The organism is Streptomyces sp. NPDC051109 (assembly GCF_044455885.1).
GTDB lineage: Bacteria > Actinomycetota > Actinomycetes > Streptomycetales > Streptomycetaceae > Streptomyces.
Window position 1 is genome coordinate 1 of sequence record NZ_JBITFF010000019.1, and the last position, 19181, is coordinate 19181.

The 19181-nt window shown below is 72.3% G+C and carries 16 protein-coding genes; 9 read left to right on the forward strand and 7 right to left on the reverse strand.

Annotated features, from left to right (window positions below):
- Positions 1-90: 90 nt before the first annotated feature.
- The gene (locus tag ACIBAD_RS28405; protein WP_398909402.1) at positions 91-1047 is read right to left on the reverse strand and encodes a glycerophosphodiester phosphodiesterase; all 957 of its coding nucleotides are present in this window, start codon (positions 1045-1047) and stop codon (positions 91-93) included.
- Between the two features lie 258 nt (positions 1048-1305).
- Between ACIBAD_RS28405 and uvrB the strand changes: the two genes are divergently transcribed.
- The 4 genes from uvrB to ACIBAD_RS28425 all read left to right on the forward strand — a co-directional run bounded on the left by uvrB (position 1306) and on the right by ACIBAD_RS28425 (position 7383).
- The gene (gene uvrB / locus ACIBAD_RS28410; RefSeq protein WP_398909404.1) at positions 1306-3477 is read left to right on the forward strand and encodes an excinuclease ABC subunit UvrB; all 2172 of its coding nucleotides are present in this window, start codon (positions 1306-1308) and stop codon (positions 3475-3477) included.
- 86 nt (positions 3478-3563) lie between these two features.
- Positions 3564-4142, forward strand: a complete 579-nt coding sequence (locus ACIBAD_RS28415; RefSeq protein ID WP_030858917.1) for a TerD family protein — start codon at positions 3564-3566, stop codon at positions 4140-4142.
- 64 nt (positions 4143-4206) lie between these two features.
- Positions 4207-6180 carry a TerD family protein gene (locus ACIBAD_RS28420; RefSeq protein WP_398909407.1) on the forward strand — a complete coding sequence of 658 codons (1974 nt, stop codon included), beginning with the start codon at positions 4207-4209 and terminating at the stop codon, positions 6178-6180.
- A gap of 219 nt (positions 6181-6399) precedes the next feature.
- Positions 6400-7383, forward strand: a complete 984-nt coding sequence (locus ACIBAD_RS28425) for a TerC family protein (protein WP_134074961.1) — start codon at positions 6400-6402, stop codon at positions 7381-7383.
- 20 nt (positions 7384-7403) lie between these two features.
- Here the strand turns inward: ACIBAD_RS28425 and ACIBAD_RS28430 are convergent, their stop codons facing one another.
- The 3 genes from ACIBAD_RS28430 to ACIBAD_RS28440 form a co-directional block, all read right to left on the reverse strand.
- On the reverse strand, positions 7404-8708 hold the full coding sequence (locus ACIBAD_RS28430; protein WP_398909509.1) for an MFS transporter: 1305 nt from the start codon (positions 8706-8708) through the stop codon (positions 7404-7406).
- Between the two features lie 180 nt (positions 8709-8888).
- On the reverse strand, positions 8889-9545 hold the full coding sequence (locus ACIBAD_RS28435) for an MBL fold metallo-hydrolase (RefSeq protein WP_398909409.1): 657 nt from the start codon (positions 9543-9545) through the stop codon (positions 8889-8891).
- A 9-nt stretch (positions 9546-9554) separates the two neighbouring features.
- Complete coding sequence (locus ACIBAD_RS28440; protein WP_134074959.1) at positions 9555-10250, reverse strand: maleylpyruvate isomerase family mycothiol-dependent enzyme; 696 nt, start codon at positions 10248-10250, stop codon at positions 9555-9557.
- A 197-nt stretch (positions 10251-10447) separates the two neighbouring features.
- On the opposite strand from ACIBAD_RS28440, the gene uvrA reads away from it, so the two are divergent.
- The gene (gene uvrA / locus ACIBAD_RS28445; protein WP_134074958.1) at positions 10448-13441 is read left to right on the forward strand and encodes an excinuclease ABC subunit UvrA; all 2994 of its coding nucleotides are present in this window, start codon (positions 10448-10450) and stop codon (positions 13439-13441) included.
- 268 nt (positions 13442-13709) lie between these two features.
- Here the strand turns inward: uvrA and ACIBAD_RS28450 are convergent, their stop codons facing one another.
- A complete protein-coding gene (locus tag ACIBAD_RS28450; protein WP_134074957.1) occupies positions 13710-14360 on the reverse strand; it encodes an NAD(P)H-binding protein in 651 nt (216 codons plus the stop codon).
- 63 nt (positions 14361-14423) lie between these two features.
- Here ACIBAD_RS28450 and ACIBAD_RS28455 point away from each other — a divergent pair, with 63 nt between their 5' ends.
- A complete protein-coding gene (locus tag ACIBAD_RS28455) occupies positions 14424-15029 on the forward strand; it encodes a TetR/AcrR family transcriptional regulator (RefSeq protein WP_134074956.1) in 606 nt (201 codons plus the stop codon).
- Here ACIBAD_RS28455 and ACIBAD_RS28460 read toward each other — a convergent pair.
- Positions 15019-15900, reverse strand: a complete 882-nt coding sequence (locus ACIBAD_RS28460; protein WP_134074955.1) for a carbohydrate kinase — start codon at positions 15898-15900, stop codon at positions 15019-15021. The genes ACIBAD_RS28455 and ACIBAD_RS28460 overlap by 11 nt on opposite strands.
- Before the next feature lie 145 nt (positions 15901-16045).
- Here ACIBAD_RS28460 and ACIBAD_RS28465 point away from each other — a divergent pair, with 145 nt between their 5' ends.
- Complete coding sequence (locus ACIBAD_RS28465) at positions 16046-16477, forward strand: Rieske (2Fe-2S) protein (RefSeq protein ID WP_134074954.1); 432 nt, start codon at positions 16046-16048, stop codon at positions 16475-16477.
- A gap of 54 nt (positions 16478-16531) precedes the next feature.
- Here the strand turns inward: ACIBAD_RS28465 and ACIBAD_RS28470 are convergent, their stop codons facing one another.
- Positions 16532-17482 carry a hypothetical protein gene (locus ACIBAD_RS28470; protein ID WP_134074953.1) on the reverse strand — a complete coding sequence of 317 codons (951 nt, stop codon included), beginning with the start codon at positions 17480-17482 and terminating at the stop codon, positions 16532-16534.
- A gap of 252 nt (positions 17483-17734) precedes the next feature.
- Here ACIBAD_RS28470 and ACIBAD_RS28475 point away from each other — a divergent pair, with 252 nt between their 5' ends.
- A complete protein-coding gene (locus tag ACIBAD_RS28475; RefSeq protein WP_134074952.1) occupies positions 17735-18337 on the forward strand; it encodes a papain-like cysteine protease family protein in 603 nt (200 codons plus the stop codon).
- 5 nt (positions 18338-18342) lie between these two features.
- Complete coding sequence (locus ACIBAD_RS28480) at positions 18343-19134, forward strand: hypothetical protein (protein ID WP_134075774.1); 792 nt, start codon at positions 18343-18345, stop codon at positions 19132-19134.
- Positions 19135-19181 lie beyond the last annotated feature (47 nt).

Consider the following 19181-nt stretch of genomic DNA (forward strand, 5'->3'; position numbering starts at 1 on the left):
GGCCCGCTGGGCATCGGTCACCGACAACGGCGGAATCTTCGGACCCGGACGACTCATACCCAACCAACGATGAATCTTCGACTCAGGTCACTAGAACTCGAGGGCCCCCAGCACCGCCTGGTGCACCACGTCCGGGGCGTTGGTGATGATCCCGTCCACGCCCATCCCCTGCACCTTCCGGGCCGTCGCCGCGTCGTCGACGATCCAGGTGTCCACCTCCATCGCCTTGCCGTGGGCGCCCAGCAGGCCGTGCACCGCCGCCACCCAGTCGGCCGAGATGGTGGTGTGCCACGGGTTGATCCGGTCCGTGAACTGGGCGTACTTCGGCAGGTCCGCGACGGTCGGGGTGCCCAGGAACGCCGTTACGAGGTCCGGGCGCATGCCGTGCACGAGGCGCACGGAGTCGGCGCTGAAGCTCTGTACGACCAGGCGGCGCTGTACGTGGTCCGCGTCGAGCCAGCCGGCCTCGTCGAGCACCTGGAGGGTCTGCTTCTCGATGCCGGGGTAGAGCTCGGGCTTCTTGACCTCCAGCAGCAGCCGCTGCCGGTTGCGCTGTACCCGGTCGAGGTACTCCCGCAGGGTCGGAATGCGCTCGCCCGCGAACTCGTCGCCGAACCAGCTGCCCGCGTCGAGCGTGGCGATCTCCGCCGCCGTGAAGTCCCTGACCCGCCAGGGCCCCCGGTCCGGGAACGCCTCCTCGACGTCGGTGGTCCGGGCCAGGGTGTCGTCGTGGACCACGACCAGCTCGCCGTCCTTGGTGCGCTGGACGTCGTTCTCGACCCAGTCGAAGCCCAGCCGCATCGCGAGGTCGATCGCCGCGAGCGTGTTCTCGGGGGCGTACGCCGAAGCCCCCCGGTGGGCGTACACGACGGGCCCCAGCACCCCCGGGGCGCCGGCGGGGCCCGCGGGGCCGGAGGGACCGGTGGAGCCGAACGGGGAGGAGGGGGCGGAGGGCCCGGTGGCGGCGGACGAGGCCGTTCCGCCCAGCAGGGTCAGGGTGAAGCCCAGGAATGCGGCGGCGGCCGCGGCGGCGGGTCGGACGTACATGTGCGTTCTCCTCGGTTCGGGAGCCCTGTTCCTGCGTCAGACGCGTGCGGACTGGCAGACGTTGCGGCGATGCACCACACGGGGGACCTCTACGGCGATCATGCGGGTGAAGATCACCGGGCCGCCACCGAACTACGACAAACGGACCAGAAAGGAGGACTTCCACCCCGTCCGCCGGACGCGCCCGGCCGGACCTGCCGCGGCGCCGCGGACCCGCGCGGCTGCGTGAGTGTCAGTGGGGGGTCGTACGGTGGACTCATGCGGCCCGTATCGAAGATCGAACGCACGGTGGCGCCTTTCGAGGTCGTCAGCCCCTACCAGCCCAGCGGCGACCAGCCGGCGGCGATCGCCGAGCTGGAGAAGCGCATCCGTGCAGGTGAGAAGGATGTCGTCCTGCTGGGTGCGACCGGCACCGGCAAGTCGGCGACCACCGCCTGGATGATCGAGAAGCTCCAGCGCCCGACCCTGGTGATGGCGCCGAACAAGACGCTCGCCGCCCAGCTGGCGAACGAGTTCCGCGAGCTCCTGCCGAACAACGCCGTCGAGTACTTCGTCTCGTACTACGACTACTACCAGCCCGAGGCGTACGTACCGCAGTCGGACACCTACATCGAGAAGGACTCCTCGATCAACGAGGAGGTGGAGCGGCTGCGCCACTCCGCGACCAACTCGCTCCTCACCCGGCGCGATGTGATCGTCGTCGCCTCCGTGTCCTGCATCTACGGCCTCGGCACCCCGCAGGAGTACGTCGACCGGATGGTCCCCCTCAAGGTCGGCGAGGAGATGGACCGGGACCAGCTGCTGCGCCGCTTCGTCGACATCCAGTACACGCGCAACGACGTGGCCTTCACCCGCGGCACCTTCCGGGTGCGCGGCGACACCATCGAGATCTTCCCGGTCTACGAGGAACTGGCCGTCCGCATCGAGATGTTCGGCGACGAGATCGAGGCCCTCTCCACCCTGCACCCGCTGACCGGCGAGGTGATCAGCGAGGACCGCGAGCTGTACGTCTTCCCCGCCAGCCACTACGTCGCCGGCCCCGAGCGCATGGAGAAGGCGGTCCGCGGGATCGAGGCGGAGCTGGCCGAGCGCCTCGCCGAGCTGGAGAAGCAGGGCAAGATGCTGGAGGCCCAGCGGCTGCGCATGCGCACCACGTACGACCTGGAGATGATGCGCCAGATCGGGTCCTGCTCCGGCATCGAGAACTACTCGCTGCACATGGACGACCGCGAGCCCGGCTCCGCGCCGAACACCCTCATCGACTACTTCCCCGAGGACTTCCTCCTCGTCATCGACGAGTCGCACGTCACAGTGCCGCAGATCGGCGCGATGTACGAGGGCGACGCCTCGCGCAAGCGCACCCTGGTCGACCACGGCTTCCGGCTGCCCTCCGCGCTCGACAACCGGCCGCTGAAGTGGGAGGAGTTCCAGGAGCGGATCGGTCAGACGGTCTACCTGTCGGCGACCCCCGGCAAGTACGAGCTCTCCCGCGGCGACGGCTTCGTCGAGCAGATCATCCGCCCCACCGGCCTCATCGACCCCGAGGTCGTGGTCAAGCCCACCGAGGGGCAGATCGACGACCTGGTCCACGAGATCCGGCAGCGGGTGGAGAAGGACGAGCGCGTCCTGGTCACCACCCTCACCAAGAAGATGGCCGAGGACCTCACGGACTACTTCCTGGAGCTCGGCATCCAGGTGCGCTACCTGCACAGCGACGTCGACACCCTGCGCCGCATCGAGCTGCTGCGCGAGCTGCGCGCCGGCGAGTACGACGTCCTGGTCGGCATCAACCTGCTGCGCGAGGGCCTCGACCTGCCCGAGGTCTCGCTGGTGGCGATCCTCGACGCCGACAAGGAGGGCTTCCTGCGCTCCGGGACCTCCCTGATCCAGACCATCGGGCGCGCGGCGCGCAACGTCTCCGGCCAGGTCCACATGTACGCGGACAAGATGACCCCGGCGATGGAGAAGGCCATCGAGGAGACCAACCGGCGCCGGGAGAAGCAGATCGCGTACAACACGGCGAACGGGATCGACCCGCAGCCGCTGCGCAAGAAGATCAACGACATCGTCGCCACCATCGCCCGCGAGGAGCTGGACACCGAACAGCTGCTCGGCACCGGGTACCGCCAGGGGAAGGACGGCGGCAAGGGTGCCAAGGCCCCCGTGCCCGCGCTCGGCGTGGTCAAGGCGGGCCAGGTCACCGTGGGCGGCAAGGCCGTCAAGGGCGCCAAGGCGGCGAAGGCGGCCAGGGACGCCGCCGTGCTGACGGACCGTCCGGCCGAGGAACTGGCGGCGCTCATCGAGCAGATGACCGAGCGGATGCGCGGAGCGGCCGCCGAGCTCCAGTTCGAGGTCGCGGCCCGGATCCGCGACGAGGTGGGCGAGCTGAAGAAGGAGCTGCGACAGATGCGGGAAGCGGGCCTCGCCTGACCCGGAGCCGGTCAGTAGGGTTGGCGGCAGCCGCAGGTACACATGCGCACCCACATCGGGGGCGGGCTAGGGAGAGGGGACAGCGCGTGACGGTCAACATGACCAAGGGTCAGGCCATCAGTCTGCAGAAGCAGGACGGGGGCACGCTGACCGCGGTCCGGATGGGCCTCGGCTGGCAGGCCGCCAAGCGCCGCGGGCTGTTCGGCTCGCGGACCCGGGAGATCGACCTGGACGCGTCGGCGGTGCTCTTCGCCGACAAGCAGCCGGTGGACGTGGTGTTCTTCCGCCACCTGCAGAGCGACGACGGCTCGGTCCGGCACACCGGAGACAACCTCGTCGGCGGCGCCGGCCAGGGCGGGGACGACGAGTCGATCCTCGTCGACCTCCAGCGCGTTCCGGTGCACATCGACCAGATCGTCTTCACGGTGAACTCGTTCACCGGCCAGACGTTCCAGGAGGTGCAGAACGCGTTCTGCCGCATCGTCGACGAGACCAACGGCCAGGAGCTGGCGCGCTACACGCTGGACGGCGGCGGCCAGTACACCGCGCAGATCATGGCGAAGGTGTCGCGCGTCGGCGGCGGCTGGCAGATGACGGCCCTCGGCAACCCGGCCAACGGCCGGACCTTCCAGGACCTGATGCCGTCGATCCTGCCGCACCTGTAAGCGGCACGGAACAGAGCAGAACAGAACAGCGCGGACGAGCAAGGGCACGGGGGAGGGCTGCAGGATGACGGCCGAACTGGTCCGGGGGCAGAACCACCCCCTGTCCCAGACGCGGGTGGAGATCAGGGTCTCGGCGGGCACGCCGGTGCTGGCCCTGGCCTCGGCCTGCGATGACGCCGGCCGGCTGGCCGGCCCCGAGTCGGTGGCCCACCCCGGCGCCCGGAGCCTGCCCGGGCTGGAGGTGCCGGGGGCGGTGGCGGGCGAGCACCGCTTCGCCGTCGACCTCGACGCCCTCGCGCCCTCCGTGCACCGGCTCGGGCTGGTCCTCGTCCTGCCGCCCGGCGGGCCCGTGCGTTTCGGCGCTGTCCCCGCCCCGTACGCGGCCGTTGCCCTGCCGGGAGGCGCCGACCTCGCCGGGTTCACCCTGACGGGGCTGGATTCCGAGACGGCCGTCGTGGCTTTGGAGCTGTACCGGCGCCAGGGGGCCTGGAAGGTCCGCGCCGTGGGCCAGGGGTACGCCGACGGGCTCGGCGCGCTGCTGGCCGACGCCGGACTGGCCGGCCCGGCCGCCGCCGCGCTGGCGGAGGCGGCCACCGGACTGGTGCCGTCCGGCGACATCACCCTGGCCGCCCTGCCGACGGCGGCCCCGCCCACGGTCCCGCACGGCCTGAGGGTCGCGCAGGACGCCGCGGCCGCAGCCGCCCCGCCGCCACCTCCGGATCCGCTCCCCGCCGCCGGCGCCCCGTACCCGGGCACCCCCGGAGCCGCACTCGCTCCCTCGTCCGCCGACACCGTCGGCGGACCGCCCACGATCGACTACGCCCACCCGCGGCGCCGCCGCACGACCACGGAGCCCCCCGAGCCCGGCCCGCGCGCCGTCCCCTCCCCGGAGGCGGACCGGCCCCCCGCCCCGGTCGCGGGCGACGCGAGCGGCTGGTCCCTGGAGGAGCGGCTCTACAACCAGGTCTGGGGCATGTTCGAGGACCTGGCCCGGTCGGTGGCCGCCTACCGCAGCGCCTGCGACTTCGCCGAGTCCCGGATGGACCGCGAGCTCGACGAGGCGCTGTCCGACCCCCGCCACCGCCTCGCGGGCTCCGGCAACGCCGCCCGCGACGCGGCCCGCGCCCGCCACGACGAGCTCGTCGCCCGGGCCAAGGCCGTGCTCGACCGGGACCTCGCCCAACTGACCGCCGAGTCCGAGGTGGTCGAGCCCGCACTGCCGGCCTCGTACGCCCGCTGGGCCAACCCCGTCTGGCACGGGCACGGGGTTCCCGAGGAGGCCCCGATGGCCCTGCGCCTCGGCGACCTGCACCTGCCCGAGCGGCCCGACCTGCGCATCCCCATGTTGGTGCGGGCCCCGCTGGAGCGGGGGCTGTGGATCGACAACGGCCGCACCGGCTCCGAGGCCGCGATGACCATGGACACCGACCGGCTGCGCCGGGCCGCCATGGACATGGCCGTCGCCCACGCGGTCCGGCTGCTCGCGGTCCACCCCGGCGACCGGATCTCCGTGCACGTCATCGACGCGGCCGGGGCGGGGGCCGCCTCCCTGGCACCGCTCGTCGCGGCCGGGGTGCTGGCGGGGCCGCCCGCCGCGGGGGCCGCCGGGGTCACCACGACCCTGGAGGCGCTGACCCGCCGGGTGGACCTCGTACAGATGGCCGTGCGGGCCGGGGCCCCCGAGGACCTGCCGCCCGACGTGGACCTCGCCGACCAGCTGCTGATCGTGCACGACTTCCCGCACGGGTTCGACGACCGGGCGGTCACCCGGCTGCGCTACCTGGCCGACGAGGGGCCGGCGGTCGGCGTCCACCTGCTGATGGTGGCGGACCGTGACGAGGCCTCGGCGTACGGGCCGCTGCTGGATCCGCTGTGGCGCTCGCTGATGCGGCTGTCGCCGGTGCCGGACAACCACCTCGCCGATCCGTGGGTCGGCCACGCCTGGACCTTCGAGCCGGACCTGCCGCCGCCGGGCAGCCGGGTCCTGGAACAGACCCTGGAGCGGATCGCCGCCACCCGGCGCGATGCCCGCCCATGACCTCCCTTTGGTCTTCTCTTTACCTTTGGCCGCTCTGACGGGTACTCTGGGCACGCGGAGGGGAGTATTCCTGCTTTCCTGCTACGGCGTACCCGTCAATACGGACCGATCAGTCCCGGGGCGCCGGCCCACGGCCTCCAGGCCGCCCGGGTGGAAGAGACCTCCGGCAGCGATGACGCTGACATGTGTGCTGAGCCATCTGCCGGAGGCGAATAAGCAGTGGATGTTTCGTGGACCCTCTGGGTGCTGACCATTCTCGGTCTGTGCATCCTCATCGGCGCCGATTTCTTCATCGGCCGCAAACCGCACGACGTATCGATCAAGGAAGCGGGCACCTGGACGGTCGTCTGGATCGTGCTCGCCGCACTCTTCGGCCTCGGCCTGTGGTTCTTCGGCAACGGCCAGGCCTCGCAGGAGTTCTTCGCGGGCTTCATCACCGAGAAGTCCCTGAGCGTCGACAACCTCTTCGTCTTCGTCCTGATCATGGCGAAGTTCGCGGTGCCCTCCCACCTCCAGCAGCGCGTCCTGCTGGTGGGCGTGCTGATCGCCCTGGTGCTGCGCGCGATCTTCATCGCCGCCGGCGCGGCGATCATCGCCAGCTTCTCGTGGGTCTTCTACATCTTCGGCGCCTTCCTGATCTACACCGCCTGGAAGCTGATCCAGGAAGCGCGCAAGGACGAGGACGAGGAGGAGTTCGAGGAGAACCGCCTCCTCAAGTCCGTCGAGAAGAAGTTCGGCGTCGCCGACAAGTACCACGGCACCAAGCTGTTCATCGAGAGCAACGGCAAGCGCGTCCTGACCCCGCTGATGGTCGTCATGCTCGCCATCGGCACCACCGACGTGCTGTTCGCCCTGGACTCGATCCCCGCGATCTTCGGCCTCACCCAGGACCCGTACATCGTGTTCACGGCCAACGCCTTCGCGCTGATGGGTCTGCGCCAGCTGTACTTCCTCATCGGCGGCCTGCTCAAGAAGCTGGTCCACCTCAGCTACGGCCTGTCGATCATCCTCGGCTTCATCGGCGTCAAACTGGTGCTGCACGCCCTGCACGAGTCCGGGCTGAACGTCCCGGTCGTCTCGATCCCCGTCTCCCTCGGCGTCATCTGCGGTGTCCTCGTGATCACCACGATCACCAGCCTGATCGCCTCGAAGAGGCAGGCGGCCGCCGAGGCCGCCGCCCGCCCGGAGAGCGTCGACGCGTAGGGACCGCAGGCCCTGCGGGGCTACGCGGGGGCGGCCGCTTCGGCCGCCCCCGCTCCCTTGCCCGCGCCCGCCCGCACGACCGCCGGGTTCGTCTCCGGGAGCAGCGCGAAGCAGACCAGGCTGAGCAGGGCGATCCCGCTCAGGTACACGGCCACGCCCCAGGGCGGGCCGGAGCCGCCCGCCAGCGCCGTCGCCGCGATCGGGGTCAGCGCCCCGCCCAGCACCCCGCCCAGGTTGTAGCCCACGGCCGCGCCCGTGCAGCGGATCCGCGGGGCGTACAGCTCCGGCACGTAGGCGCCCACCACGGCGAACATCGTCACCATGCCCAGCAGCCCGCCGAGGCAGCCCAGCGTCATCAGCAGCGGGTCCGCCGTCCGCAACAGCGCGACGAACGGGAACATCCACACCAGGCACATCGCGCTGCCGATCAGGCAGAGCGGCCGCCTGCCGTGCCGGTCGCCGAGGACCGCCACCAGCGGGGTCAGCAGGGCCTTCAGCGCGACGGCCGCCATGATGCAGGCGAGCATCACCGTGCGGTCGACCCTGAGGTGCTCCGTGGCGTACGCGAGGGACCAGGTGGTCACCGCGTAGAAGACGGCGTACCCGACGGACAGGGCCCCGCCGGTCAGCAGGACCAGGCGCCAGTGCCCGCGTACGACCTCGGACAGCGGGGCGTCGGAGCGCCGGCCGGTCTCCGCGAGGGCGCGGAACTGCGGGGTCTCCTCCACCGAACGGCGCAGCCACAGCCCGGCGAGGGCCAGTACGCCCGCCGCCCAGAAGGGCACGCGCCAGCCCCAGGCCGTGAACTGCGCGTCGGTCAGCGTCGCGGACAGGCTGAGGATCACGCCGTTGGCCAGCAGGAAGCCCACCGGCGGGCCGACCTGCGGGAAGCTCGCCCACAGCCCGCGCCGCTGCTCGGGGGCGTGCTCGGCGGTCAGCAGGACCGCGCCGCCCCATTCGCCGCCGAGGCCCAGGCCCTGGAGGAAGCGCAGCACCAGCAGGAGCAGGGGCGCCGCCATGCCGATCGTCGCGTACGTGGGCACGCAGCCGACGGCGACGGTGGCGAGGCCGGTGAGCAGCAGGGAGGCGAGGAGGACCGGGCGCCGGCCGTACCGGTCGCCGATGTGCCCGAAGAGCACCGAGCCCAGCGGGCGGGCGAGGAAGCCGACGCCGAAGGTGCCGAAGGCGGCGAGGGTCCCGGCGAGCGGGGAGAAGGACGGGAAGAACAGCGGGCCGAGCACGAGGGCGGCGGCCGTGCCGTAGACGAAGAAGTCGTAGAACTCGATGGCGGTGCCGGCGAGCGAGGCCGTCGCCAGCCGCAGCATCGAGGGCGGGCGGTGGACCGCGCGGCGGGGGAGGGCGGGGGAGGGGTCTTGTTGCATGGTGCAGCAACTACCCCGCCCCACACCCCCGGGACGTGCGTTCGGTCATCTTCGACCGGAAGGAGTGCTTCCTGTCGCGGTGTTGACCGGGACCGCTCCGACCGGCCGCGAACCGGACGTCTGCTACCAGCCGCGCTCGCGCCACTCGGCCAGGTGCGGCCGCTCGGCGCCGAGCGTGGTGTCGTTGCCGTGGCCCGGGTAGACCCAGGTCTCGTCCGACAGCTGCTCGAAGAGCTTGTGCTGGACGTCGTCGATCAGCTGCTCGAAGGCCTTCGGGTCGCCCCACGTGTTGCCCACGCCGCCGGGGAAGAGGCAGTCGCCGGTGAACACGTGCGCGTGCCCGTGCAGGTCGTCGTAGATCAGGGCGATCGAGCCGGGGGTGTGGCCGACCAGGTGGCGGGCGGTCAGCGTGACCCGCCCGACCGTGACCGTGTCCCCGTCCGCCACCGGCACGTCGGTCGGCACCGGGATGCCCTCGGCGTCGTGGACGCCCGCATACGTGCGCGCGCCGGTCGCCTCGACGACCTCCGCGAGCGCGCCCCAGTGGTCCCCGTGCCGGTGGGTGGTGACGACGGCGGCGATGCCGTCGTCACCGATCAGGTTCAGCAGGGTCTCCGGCTCGGCGGCCGCGTCGATCAGCAGCTGCTCGTCGGTGGCCCGGCAGCGCAGCAGGTACGCGTTGTTGTTCATGGGGCCGACCGAGACCTTGGAAATCATCAGGTCCGGGAGTTCGTGCACGTCGGCCGGACCGCCGACCTTGACTGCTCCGCTGTACGTCATGTCCTGATCCTAGAGCGGGGGGAGGGTCGGGAGGGGGCCGCCGACGACAGTGAGGTGTGCGCCCCTGTCCCCGCGGCCGGCGAGCCAGCCGAGGAGCTCGGCTCCGGTGCCGAGCAGGGTGACCGGGCCGCCCTCGGTGCCGCCCGTGTGCCAGGTGGAGTCCCCGTCGCCGTCGAGCCGGAGCGTCACCGGCGGCACCTCCGGGCGTCCGGACCAGCGGTCGGCGAGGAAGGCGATCTCGCGGGCGGTGAACTCCTCCGGGAGGTCGGAGAGCTCGTAGCCGATGTTCAGGTCGACGTGGTGCAGCTCCACCTCCACGAGGCGGCGGAACGGCACGTTCGAAGCCAGGTCGGTGATCCCGTTGCGCAGCTCGACGGTGCGCGACCAGTCCTGGTCCCGCTCGGTCTGCGCCAGGAAGCCGGCGTGGCTCGCGCGCACGTCGGCGAGCTGCACCTCCAGGGGGCGCGGGGCGTCGCGCTCGATGTCGGCGTCGCGGGCCTCGGCGCTCTCGTACATCGGGCGGCCGGCGAAGACGTTGACGAGGGCGTCCGCGTTGCGCGCCAGGTGGGCCAGCACGTGGCCGCGGGTCCAGCCCGGCAGATGTGACTCTTCGGTCAGGGCCGCGTTGTCCAGTTTCGCGAGAGCGGTCAGCATTCGGTCCGTGGCTTCACGTACAGATTGCAGGTCGTGCACATGATCAGTCATGGATCCGAGCCTAGTGCCGCGCGCCCCTGGCCACACGAACGGGTGAACCCGTCTGCCGAGTGCCGTAAATCGAATGCGCGTGCTATACGCTCGAAGTCCAAGCTCTTCTCCATCGCAGAGGCGCCCGCCCAGCCACCCGTACGCTGGACAGTCGGGGGCCCCGTGCCCCCGCTCTCTCAAGAAAGGTGCGGACCGGCGTGACCGACCGTCTCATCGTTCGTGGCGCTCGCGAGCACAACCTCAAGAACGTCTCGCTCGACCTGCCCCGCGACTCACTCATCGTCTTCACCGGACTCTCCGGTTCGGGCAAGTCCTCCCTGGCCTTCGACACGATCTTCGCCGAGGGCCAGCGCCGCTACGTCGAGTCGCTCTCGTCGTACGCCCGCCAGTTCCTGGGGCAGATGGACAAGCCCGACGTGGACTTCATCGAGGGGCTCTCGCCGGCCGTCTCGATCGACCAGAAGTCGACCTCGCGCAACCCGCGTTCGACGGTCGGCACCATCACCGAGGTCTACGACTACCTCCGCCTGCTCTTCGCGCGCATCGGCAAGCCCCACTGCCCCGAGTGCCGCCGCCCCATCTCGCGCCAGTCGCCGCAGGCGATCGTCGACAAGGTGCTCGCCCTCCCCGAGGGCAGCCGCTTCCAGGTGCTCTCGCCGCTGGTGCGCGAGCGCAAGGGCGAGTTCGTCGACCTCTTCTCCGACCTCCAGACCAAGGGCTACAGCCGGGCGCGGGTGGACGGGGAGACCATCCAGCTCTCCGAGCCGCCCACGCTGAAGAAGCAGGAGAAGCACACCATCGAGGTGGTCGTCGACCGCCTCACCGTCAAGGAGAGCGCCAAGCGCCGGCTCACCGACTCCGTGGAGACCGCCCTCGGCCTCTCCGGCGGCATGGTGATCCTGGACTTCGTCGACCTCGCCGAGGACGACCCCGAGCGTGAGCGGATGTACTCCGAGCACCTCTACTGCCCGTACGACGACCTGTCCTTCGAGGAGCTGGAGCCGCGCTCGTTCTCCTTCAACTCCCCCTTCGGCGCCTGCCCCGAGTGCACCGGCATCGGCACGCGCATGGAGGTGGACCCGGAGCTGATCGTCCCCGACGAGGACAAGTCCCTCGACGAGGGCGCGGTCTCGCCGTGGTCCCTCGGCCACACCAAGGACTACTTCCAGCGGCTGATCGGCGCGCTCGCCGGCGAGCTGGGCTTCCGTACGGACATCCCGTGGGCCGGACTGCCGCAGCGGGCGAAGAAGGCCCTGCTGTACGGGCACAAGACGCAGATCGAGGTCCGCTACCGCAACCGGTACGGGCGCGAGCGGGCGTACACGACGGCCTTCGAGGGCGCCGTGCCGTTCGTCAAGCGCCGCCACGCGGAGTCCGAGAGCGACGCCAGCCGCGAGCGCTTCGAGGGCTACATGCGCGAGGTGCCCTGTCCGACCTGCGAGGGCACGCGGCTCAAGCCGATCGTGCTCGCGGTGACGGTGATGGAGAAGTCCATCGCCGAGGTCGCCGCGATGTCGATCAGCGAGTGCGCGGACTTCCTGGGGCGGATGCGGCTCGACGCCCGCGACAAGAAGATCGCCGAGCGGGTCCTGAAGGAGGTCAACGAGCGGCTGCGCTTCCTCGTCGACGTCGGCCTGGACTATCTCTCGCTGAACCGCGCAGCCGGCACCCTGTCGGGCGGCGAGGCCCAGCGCATCCGGCTGGCCACGCAGATCGGCTCCGGTCTCGTGGGCGTGCTGTACGTGCTGGACGAGCCCTCCATCGGCCTGCACCAGCGGGACAACCACCGGCTGATCGAGACGCTGGTGCGGCTGCGGGACATGGGCAACACGCTCATCGTCGTCGAGCACGACGAGGACACCATCAAGGTGGCCGACTGGGTCGTGGACATCGGACCGGGCGCCGGCGAGCACGGCGGCAAGGTCGTGCACAGCGGCTCGCTGAAGGAGCTGCTGAAGAACACCGAGTCGATGACGGGCCAGTACCTGGCAGGCAAGCGCTCGATCGCCATCCCGGACATCCGCCGGCCCGTGAACGGGAACCGGAAGCTGACCGTCCACGGCGCCAAGGAGAACAACCTGCGGGACATCGACGTGTCCTTCCCGCTGGGTGTCCTCACGGCGGTCACGGGCGTGTCCGGATCGGGCAAGTCGACGCTGGTCAACGACATCCTGTACACGCACCTGGCGCGCGAGCTGAACGGCGCCCGGTCGGTACCGGGGCGGCACACGCGGGTGGACGGGGACGACCTCGTCGACAAGGTCGTACATGTCGACCAGTCGCCGATCGGCCGGACCCCGCGGTCCAACCCGGCGACGTACACGGGCGTCTTCGACCACGTGCGCAAGCTCTTCGCGGAGACGATGGAGGCGAAGGTGCGCGGCTACCTGCCGGGCCGCTTCTCCTTCAACGTGAAGGGCGGCCGGTGCGAGAACTGCTCCGGCGACGGCACGATCAAGATCGAGATGAACTTCCTGCCGGACGTGTACGTCCCGTGCGAGGTCTGCCACGGCGACCGGTACAACCGGGAGACGCTGGAGGTCCACTACAAGGGCAAGTCGATCGCCGAAGTCCTGAACATGCCGATCGAGGAGGCGCTGGACTTCTTCGAGGCGGTGCCGACGATCGCGCGGCACCTGAAGACGCTGAACGAGGTGGGGCTCGGGTACGTCCGGCTCGGCCAGTCGGCGCCGACGCTGTCGGGCGGTGAGGCGCAGCGCGTGAAGCTGGCGTCGGAGCTGCAGAAGCGGTCGACGGGCCGGACGGTGTACGTGCTGGACGAGCCGACGACGGGTCTGCACTTCGAGGACATCTCGAAGCTGATCAAGGTGCTGTCGGGGCTGGTGGACAAGGGGAACTCGGTGATCGTCATCGAGCACAACCTGGACGTCGTCAAGACCGCGGACTGGGTCATCGACATGGGTCCCGAGGGTGGCTACGGCGGCGGCCTGGTGGTGGCCGAGGGCACGCCGGAGCAGATCGCGTCGGTGGGCGCGAGCCACACCGGCAAGTTCCTGCGGGACATCCTCGGGGCGGAGCGGGTCTCGGACGCGGCCCTGGACGCCGCCCCGGCCAAGAAGGCCACCGCCAAGAAGACGGCCCCGGCGAAGAAGGCCGCGGCCAAGAAGACCGCGGTGGCCAAGAAGGCCGCTCCGGCGAAGAAGGCCGCCACCCGGGCCCCCAAGGCCTGACGCAGGGGCTCGGGCTTCCGGGACCGGACCGGACCGGCACGGGCTGCGAGGGCGGCCCGTGCGACCCGGCCCGGCCGCAGGAGCGGGACCATCGTGGCCCGGGCCCAGGTCCAGGCGGCCCGTGCGACCCGGCTCGGCCCGGCGGCGGGCAGGAGCGGGAACATCGTGGCCCAGGCCCAGGCCGAGGCCGTGGCCGTGGCGGCGCGCCCGCCGCCGGCCGGCGGTCCCACCCCCGTGGGGGCCGCCGGCCCGGGGCCCGGCCGTGCCGTCAGGCGGCCACACCCACGGCTTGGCCGGCCGTGGCCGGGTCCGCCAGCGAGGCCAGGAGGGCATCGGCCACGTCGGCGCGGGAGATCGTCCGGGCGTCCGGGACGTTCGCGCCGATGACCCGCCGGTAGCTCCCGGTGCGCGGCTTGTTCAGCAGCCGCGGCGGGCGGACCACCGTCCACTCGGTGCCGCTCGCACGGATCGTCGCCTCCATGACCGCCAGGTCCGCGTACAGATCGCGCAGGGCCCACCGCAGCACCGGGAGGAAGACCCTCCGGGCGATGACCCCGTCGGTCACGACGTCCGGGCCGACCGGGGCCGCGCTCACCGCCGCCAGGCGGCTCACGCCCGCCCGGTCCATCGCCGAGACGATGGCCCGCAGCGCCGGCCCGGTGACCGGCGTGAGCCGGGCCTGCTTGTTGCTCGCCGCGCCCAACGCCGAGATCACCGCCGCCCGGCCCGTGAGGACCGGGACCAGCGCGTCCTCGTCCGTCAGGTCGCGCACCACGGCCACCTCCAGGCGCTCGTGCGCCGCGACGTCCAGCCGGGCGGGGTCGCGCACCACCGCCGTCACCTCGTGGCCCGCGTCGAGGGCCTGCCGTACGACCTCGCGGCCGACACCGCCCGTGGCTCCGAACACCGTCAGTTTCATCGCCGGCTCCCGTCCATGGGTGGGTGAGTATTTACTCACCCCTTCTTCCGCTAGGGTGAGTGAATGCTCACCCCGAAGTCAAGCCGGCCCACTCCCGAGCGGCTCCTCGACGCCGCGGAGAAGCTCATGCGCACCATCGGCCTCGCCAACACCACCACCAAGGCCATCGCCCGCGAGGCCGGCTGCTCCGAGGCAGCGCTCTACAAGCACTACGCGAACAAGGAAGAGCTCTTCGTGCGCGTCCTCATGGAGCGCACCCCCAACGCCGGGCCGCTCATGGCCGAGCTCGACCGCGACCACGCCGAGCGCTCCGTCGAGGAGGGGCTCGCCGCGATCGCCCGCCACGCCTCGCTCTTCTACGCCGACGCCATGCCGATGGCCGCCTCGCTCTTCGCCGAGCCCGCCCTGCTGACCCGGCACCGCGAGGGCGTCCAGGAGATCGGCACCGGCCCCCACGTCGTACGCGACGCCCTCACCGGCCGGCTGCTCCGCGAGCTGGAGCGGGGGCGGCTGCGCCCCGACGCCGATCCGGAGGCGGCCGCGGCGCTCCTGCTCGGAGCCTGCTTCCAGCGGGCCTTCTTCCTGCACTTCTCCGGCCCCGAAGTGGTGCAGCCGGTCGAGGAGTTCGCCCCCGCCGTGGCCCGGACCCTGTGGGCCGCTATCCGCTGAGCTCCTCCGCGTACGGCGGCTCCGCGCCCGCCCTGGTGCAGGTCAGCGCCGCCGCGTGGGCCGCGTGGGACAGGACGCCCGGCCAGTCCACCGGGGCGCCGGCCGGGAGGGCCGCCAGGCGGTGCAGCAGGGCCGCGTTGACGGTGTCGCCCGCCCCGATCGTGTCCGCCACCGTCACCCGGCGGGCCGGCACCTCGTACTCCGCGCCCTCCCGGGTCCGGACCGCGAGCCCCTGCGCACCCCGGGTGAGCACCACCGCCGAGGGGCCCGCCGCCAGCCAGTCGCCGACCCGCCCGCCCAGCCAGCCGGCGTCCTCCTCCGACAGCTTGAGGACGGAGACGTACGGCAGCCAGCTCAGGAACCGGGCCCGGTACGCCGCCGGATCGGCGATCAGCGCCGGGCGGATGTTGGGGTCCAGCAAGGTCAGCAGCCCGCGCCCGGACTCCCGGCGCAGCAGGGCCTCGTACGCGCTCGCGCCCGGCTCCAGCGCGAGGGAGCAGGTGCCGAGCGCCAGGGCCCGGGCGCCCGCGGGGAGCGCCCCGGGCAGGGTGAAGAGCCGGTCGGCCGTGCCCTCCACGTAGAAGCCGTACGCGGCCGAGCCGTCCGGGGCGATCGAGGGCACGGCGAGGGTGGTGGGCTCCGGCCCGCGCTGCACCAGGGAGAGGTCCACTCCGGCCGCACGGAGCCCGGCGAGCAGGCTCTCGCCGAAGCCGTCCGCCGAGACCCGGGAGCAGAAGGCGACCTCCGCACCGAGCCGGCCCAGCGCCAGCGCGGTGTTGTACGGCCCCCCGCCCGGCCGTGGCACCAGCGCACCCGGCGGCTGCGCCACGGGCACGAGGTCGATCAGGGCTTCTCCACCGACGACGATCACGCGGGGGAAGGTATCCCATCGGGCGGCGGAATCGGGCAGCGGTATCGTCGGGGGGCCCGGCAGAAGCAGCTGGACCGCCAGAAGTCGCCGACGGGCAGTTGTGCACCGCCAAAACCACCGGCACCACCCAGGCCAGGAGAACCGCATGTCCGCGTCGCAGCCCGCCGCCCGCCGTACCGTCCTCAAGGGCGCCGCCGCGATCGCCGGGGCCGTCGGCGGCGGCGCGGCGCTCGCGGCCTGCTCCACCGGGGGCGCCGGCGGCGCCGGCTCCCCGGCGGTCCCGGCCGCCCCGGTGGAGCTCGGCGCCGCGTCCGAGGTCCCGGTGGGCGGGTCGAAGCTGTTCCGGGAGAAGAAGCTGGTCGTCAGCTGCCCGGCGGAGGGCCAGTACAAGGCCTTCAGCGCCCAGTGCACGCACGCCGGCTGCGTCCTGGACAAGATCGACGACGGCGAGGGCAACTGCCCCTGCCACGGGAGCCGCTTCGACGTGACGACCGGCAAGGTGCTGCGCGGCCCCGCCACCGACCCGCTGCCCGCCGTCCCGGTCAAGGCCGAGGGCGGCAAGCTCATCGCCGGCTGACCGGCCTGATCCGAAAGCCCCCCTGGGAACCGCGCCTACGCCTGCGCCCAGGAGCTACGCCCAGTCCCAGGCGATGCCCAGCAGCCCGCGCCGTACCTCCGGCTCCACCAGGTGCACGGAGCGGTGGCGCCCGCTCGGCGTCAGGTCCGCCAGCCCGCCGCGCGGCGCACCCGGCCCGGAACGGCTGAACCGCCGGCAGCGCACCGGCAGCGCCGCCTCGTCGAAGCGGACCTGGAGCACGTACTGCCCGCCGCTGTAGCTGAACCCGCGCACGTACTCGGTGCAGCGGCCGCCGGTGCCGTCCTCGAAGCCGTAGCCGAAGACGTACGTGTCCCCGGCGCGCAGCCGGGCGTCGAAGAGCAGCTCGGCGACCAGCACCTCGGCCCGCGGGTGCCAGCGGACGCGTCCGGTCCGGCAGTTCTCGTCCGCCCGTACGCGGACCCGGGCCGGATCGCAGCCGGGATCCCCGTGGTGGACGGCGACGTAGCGGTCGACCCCGTCGCGGTGGGCCCGTACGACGTGCTGCGACTCGCGGCCCAGCAGCTCGCCGCCCGCCCCGATCCGTACCCGCTCGTGGTGGCCGACCGTGTGCAGGCCGCCGTCGGCCGGCAGCTCCATGCCGGCCAGCAGCCCCTCCACGGCCGCGCCGACGCTGACCAGGGCCCGGTACGAGCGGGCCGGCGGGCGGACCGCATCGGGCCCGGCACCCTCCGGGGCGTCCAGCAGCCGCAGCAGCGTCCCCTCGGGCAGTTCCAGGATCTGCTCCAGGGCCCGTACGGCCTTCAGGGACTCGGGGCGGCTCGGCCGGCGGGCGCCCTGCTGCCAGTAGCTGAGGCTGGTCACGCCGAGCTTGATGCCGCGGGCCGCGAGCCGGTGCTGCACGCGGTGCAGGGGGAGGCCGCGGGCGCTGAGCGCGGCGCGCAGGGCGACGTGGAAGGGGCCGGCCCGCAGCTGGTGCGCCAGCTCCCGTGCGGCCGCCTCCGCGCCCTCCCCGGTCGACCGCATGGCGGATCCTCCTGTGAACGTTCACGCGCGGTGGGGCGGGAGGGCTCGCCGGTGGCACCGGGGGGCCAGGTGAAAGGACGGCAGTCGTTCACACTGCGGTCCCGCCGTTCACACTGCAATGTCAAGGCGTATTGAAGCCTGTTGACCTGATCGCGACAACACCCTGATGCTCCTCAGCAGCGTCCGGACGCGCTCCTCCAACCCCCACCCTCCCCGGCCCCACCGGGGAGATCCCCACACGGGAGGAACGCGATGCGCAACCGAATCCGGCGGCGGCTTTCCCTGGCCGCCGCCCTCACCGCCGTGCTCTTCGCCCTGCCCACCGCCGCCGCCACCGCTGCCCCCACGAGCGATGCCGGCACCGGATCCGCCCTCGCGTACAAGCGCCTGAACATCACCATGCAGCCCCAGCAGAAGACCAACTGGTGCTGGGCCGCGAGCGGCAACACCATCGCGACCTGGTTCGGCCGGAACTACACGCAGAACCAGTTCTGCAACGCCGCCTTCAACCGCCAGCAGGGCTACGACTGCCCCAACAACCAGGCCACCCTCGGCAACGTCCAGACCGCCCTGAACTGGGCCGGCATCAACTCCGGCTCGTACGTGACCGGCTGGCTCCGCTACACCACCGTGCAGAGCGAGATCGACGCCGGCCGTCCGGTGGAGACCCGCATCCAGTGGTCCAACGGCGGCGGCCACATGCACGTCGTCTACGGCTACGACACCGCCGACAGCTGGGTCTACTGGGGCGATCCGTGGCCGTCCAGCGACCGCTACAACTGGGCCTCGCACGCCTGGTACGTGGACAACAGCACCTTCTCCTGGACCCACTCGCTCTACCGGATCGGGGCGTGAGCGCCATGACCTCCACGCCGAAGCGTGTCGGCGTCGCCGTTCTCGCGGCGTCCGCCGTGCTCGTACTGGCCCCGCAGGCCTCGGCCGCGCCCGTGCCGCAGCCGCAGTCCGTCACCGCGGAGACGAAGGCCGCGGCCGAGCAGGCGGCCGCCGCGCCCGACACCCTGGCCACCCTCTCCCGCTTCTTCGCCCGGGAGGGCAAGGTCGCGGCGAACGCGGCGCGGCCGCGGATCGAGGGTGAGGCGATACCCGTCAGCTACCTGTCACCGGACTTCGTCGCGGGCAAGGCCGGGGCGAGTGTGGCCCGGCTGGAGTTCCTCGCCAGCAGGGCGGTCTCCTCGGACGGGCAGCAGGCCGCGCTGTGGACCGCACGGACCGAGGCGGGATGGCAGGTCGTGAACATCGCCACCGGCGACGACGAGTTCCGCTACGCGCAGCTCGGCGCCGCGAAGCTGCCGGGCGGCACGGTGTTCCGGGAACCGCAGATCGACGCCTGGTACGTGGCCGGGGGCAGCCGGGTGCTGCCGCTGGACGAGGACGCCGAGCGCGCCGTCGGCGCGGGGGGCACCAGCCTCGCCGCGTACCGGTCGAGGGTGGCGCGGGCGTACGGGGACAAGCTGCCGGGCTCGGCGTACGCGAAGGAGGGCAAGGCCGGGGGCTACTCGGCGGGCGCCGCCGATGCCGGTGCCGGTGCGGGCGCGCCCGTGGCGGCCGGGGCCGTCGCCGGAGGCCTCGCGCTGGCTGCGGCGGGCGCGCTCGCCGTGCGGTGGTCGCGGCGGGGCCGAGCCACCGCCTGACCGGCCCCGCCCCCTGCCGGGGCAGTGGCCCGGGACCCGGGCGGCCG

Bases quoted from the DNA above. Each gene is read 5' to 3' on its own strand.
- ACIBAD_RS28405 (WP_398909402.1), bottom strand. From the start codon at position 1,047: ATGTACGTCCGACCCGCCGCCGCGGCCGCCGCCGCATTCCTGGGCTTC.
- uvrB (WP_398909404.1), top strand. From the start codon at position 1,306: ATGCGGCCCGTATCGAAGATCGAACGCACGGTGGCGCCTTTCGAGGTC.
- ACIBAD_RS28420 (WP_398909407.1), top strand. From the start codon at position 4,207: ATGACGGCCGAACTGGTCCGGGGGCAGAACCACCCCCTGTCCCAGACG.
- ACIBAD_RS28430 (WP_398909509.1), bottom strand. From the start codon at position 8,708: ATGCTGCGGCTGGCGACGGCCTCGCTCGCCGGCACCGCCATCGAGTTC.
- ACIBAD_RS28435 (WP_398909409.1), bottom strand. From the start codon at position 9,545: ATGACGTACAGCGGAGCAGTCAAGGTCGGCGGTCCGGCCGACGTGCAC.
- ACIBAD_RS28440 (WP_134074959.1), bottom strand. From the start codon at position 10,250: ATGACTGATCATGTGCACGACCTGCAATCTGTACGTGAAGCCACGGAC.
- ACIBAD_RS28450 (WP_134074957.1), bottom strand. From the start codon at position 14,360: ATGAAACTGACGGTGTTCGGAGCCACGGGCGGTGTCGGCCGCGAGGTC.
- ACIBAD_RS28455 (WP_134074956.1), top strand. From the start codon at position 14,424: ATGCTCACCCCGAAGTCAAGCCGGCCCACTCCCGAGCGGCTCCTCGAC.
- ACIBAD_RS28465 (WP_134074954.1), top strand. From the start codon at position 16,046: ATGTCCGCGTCGCAGCCCGCCGCCCGCCGTACCGTCCTCAAGGGCGCC.
- ACIBAD_RS28470 (WP_134074953.1), bottom strand. From the start codon at position 17,482: ATGCGGTCGACCGGGGAGGGCGCGGAGGCGGCCGCACGGGAGCTGGCG.
- ACIBAD_RS28475 (WP_134074952.1), top strand. From the start codon at position 17,735: ATGCGCAACCGAATCCGGCGGCGGCTTTCCCTGGCCGCCGCCCTCACC.
- ACIBAD_RS28480 (WP_134075774.1), top strand. From the start codon at position 18,343: ATGACCTCCACGCCGAAGCGTGTCGGCGTCGCCGTTCTCGCGGCGTCC.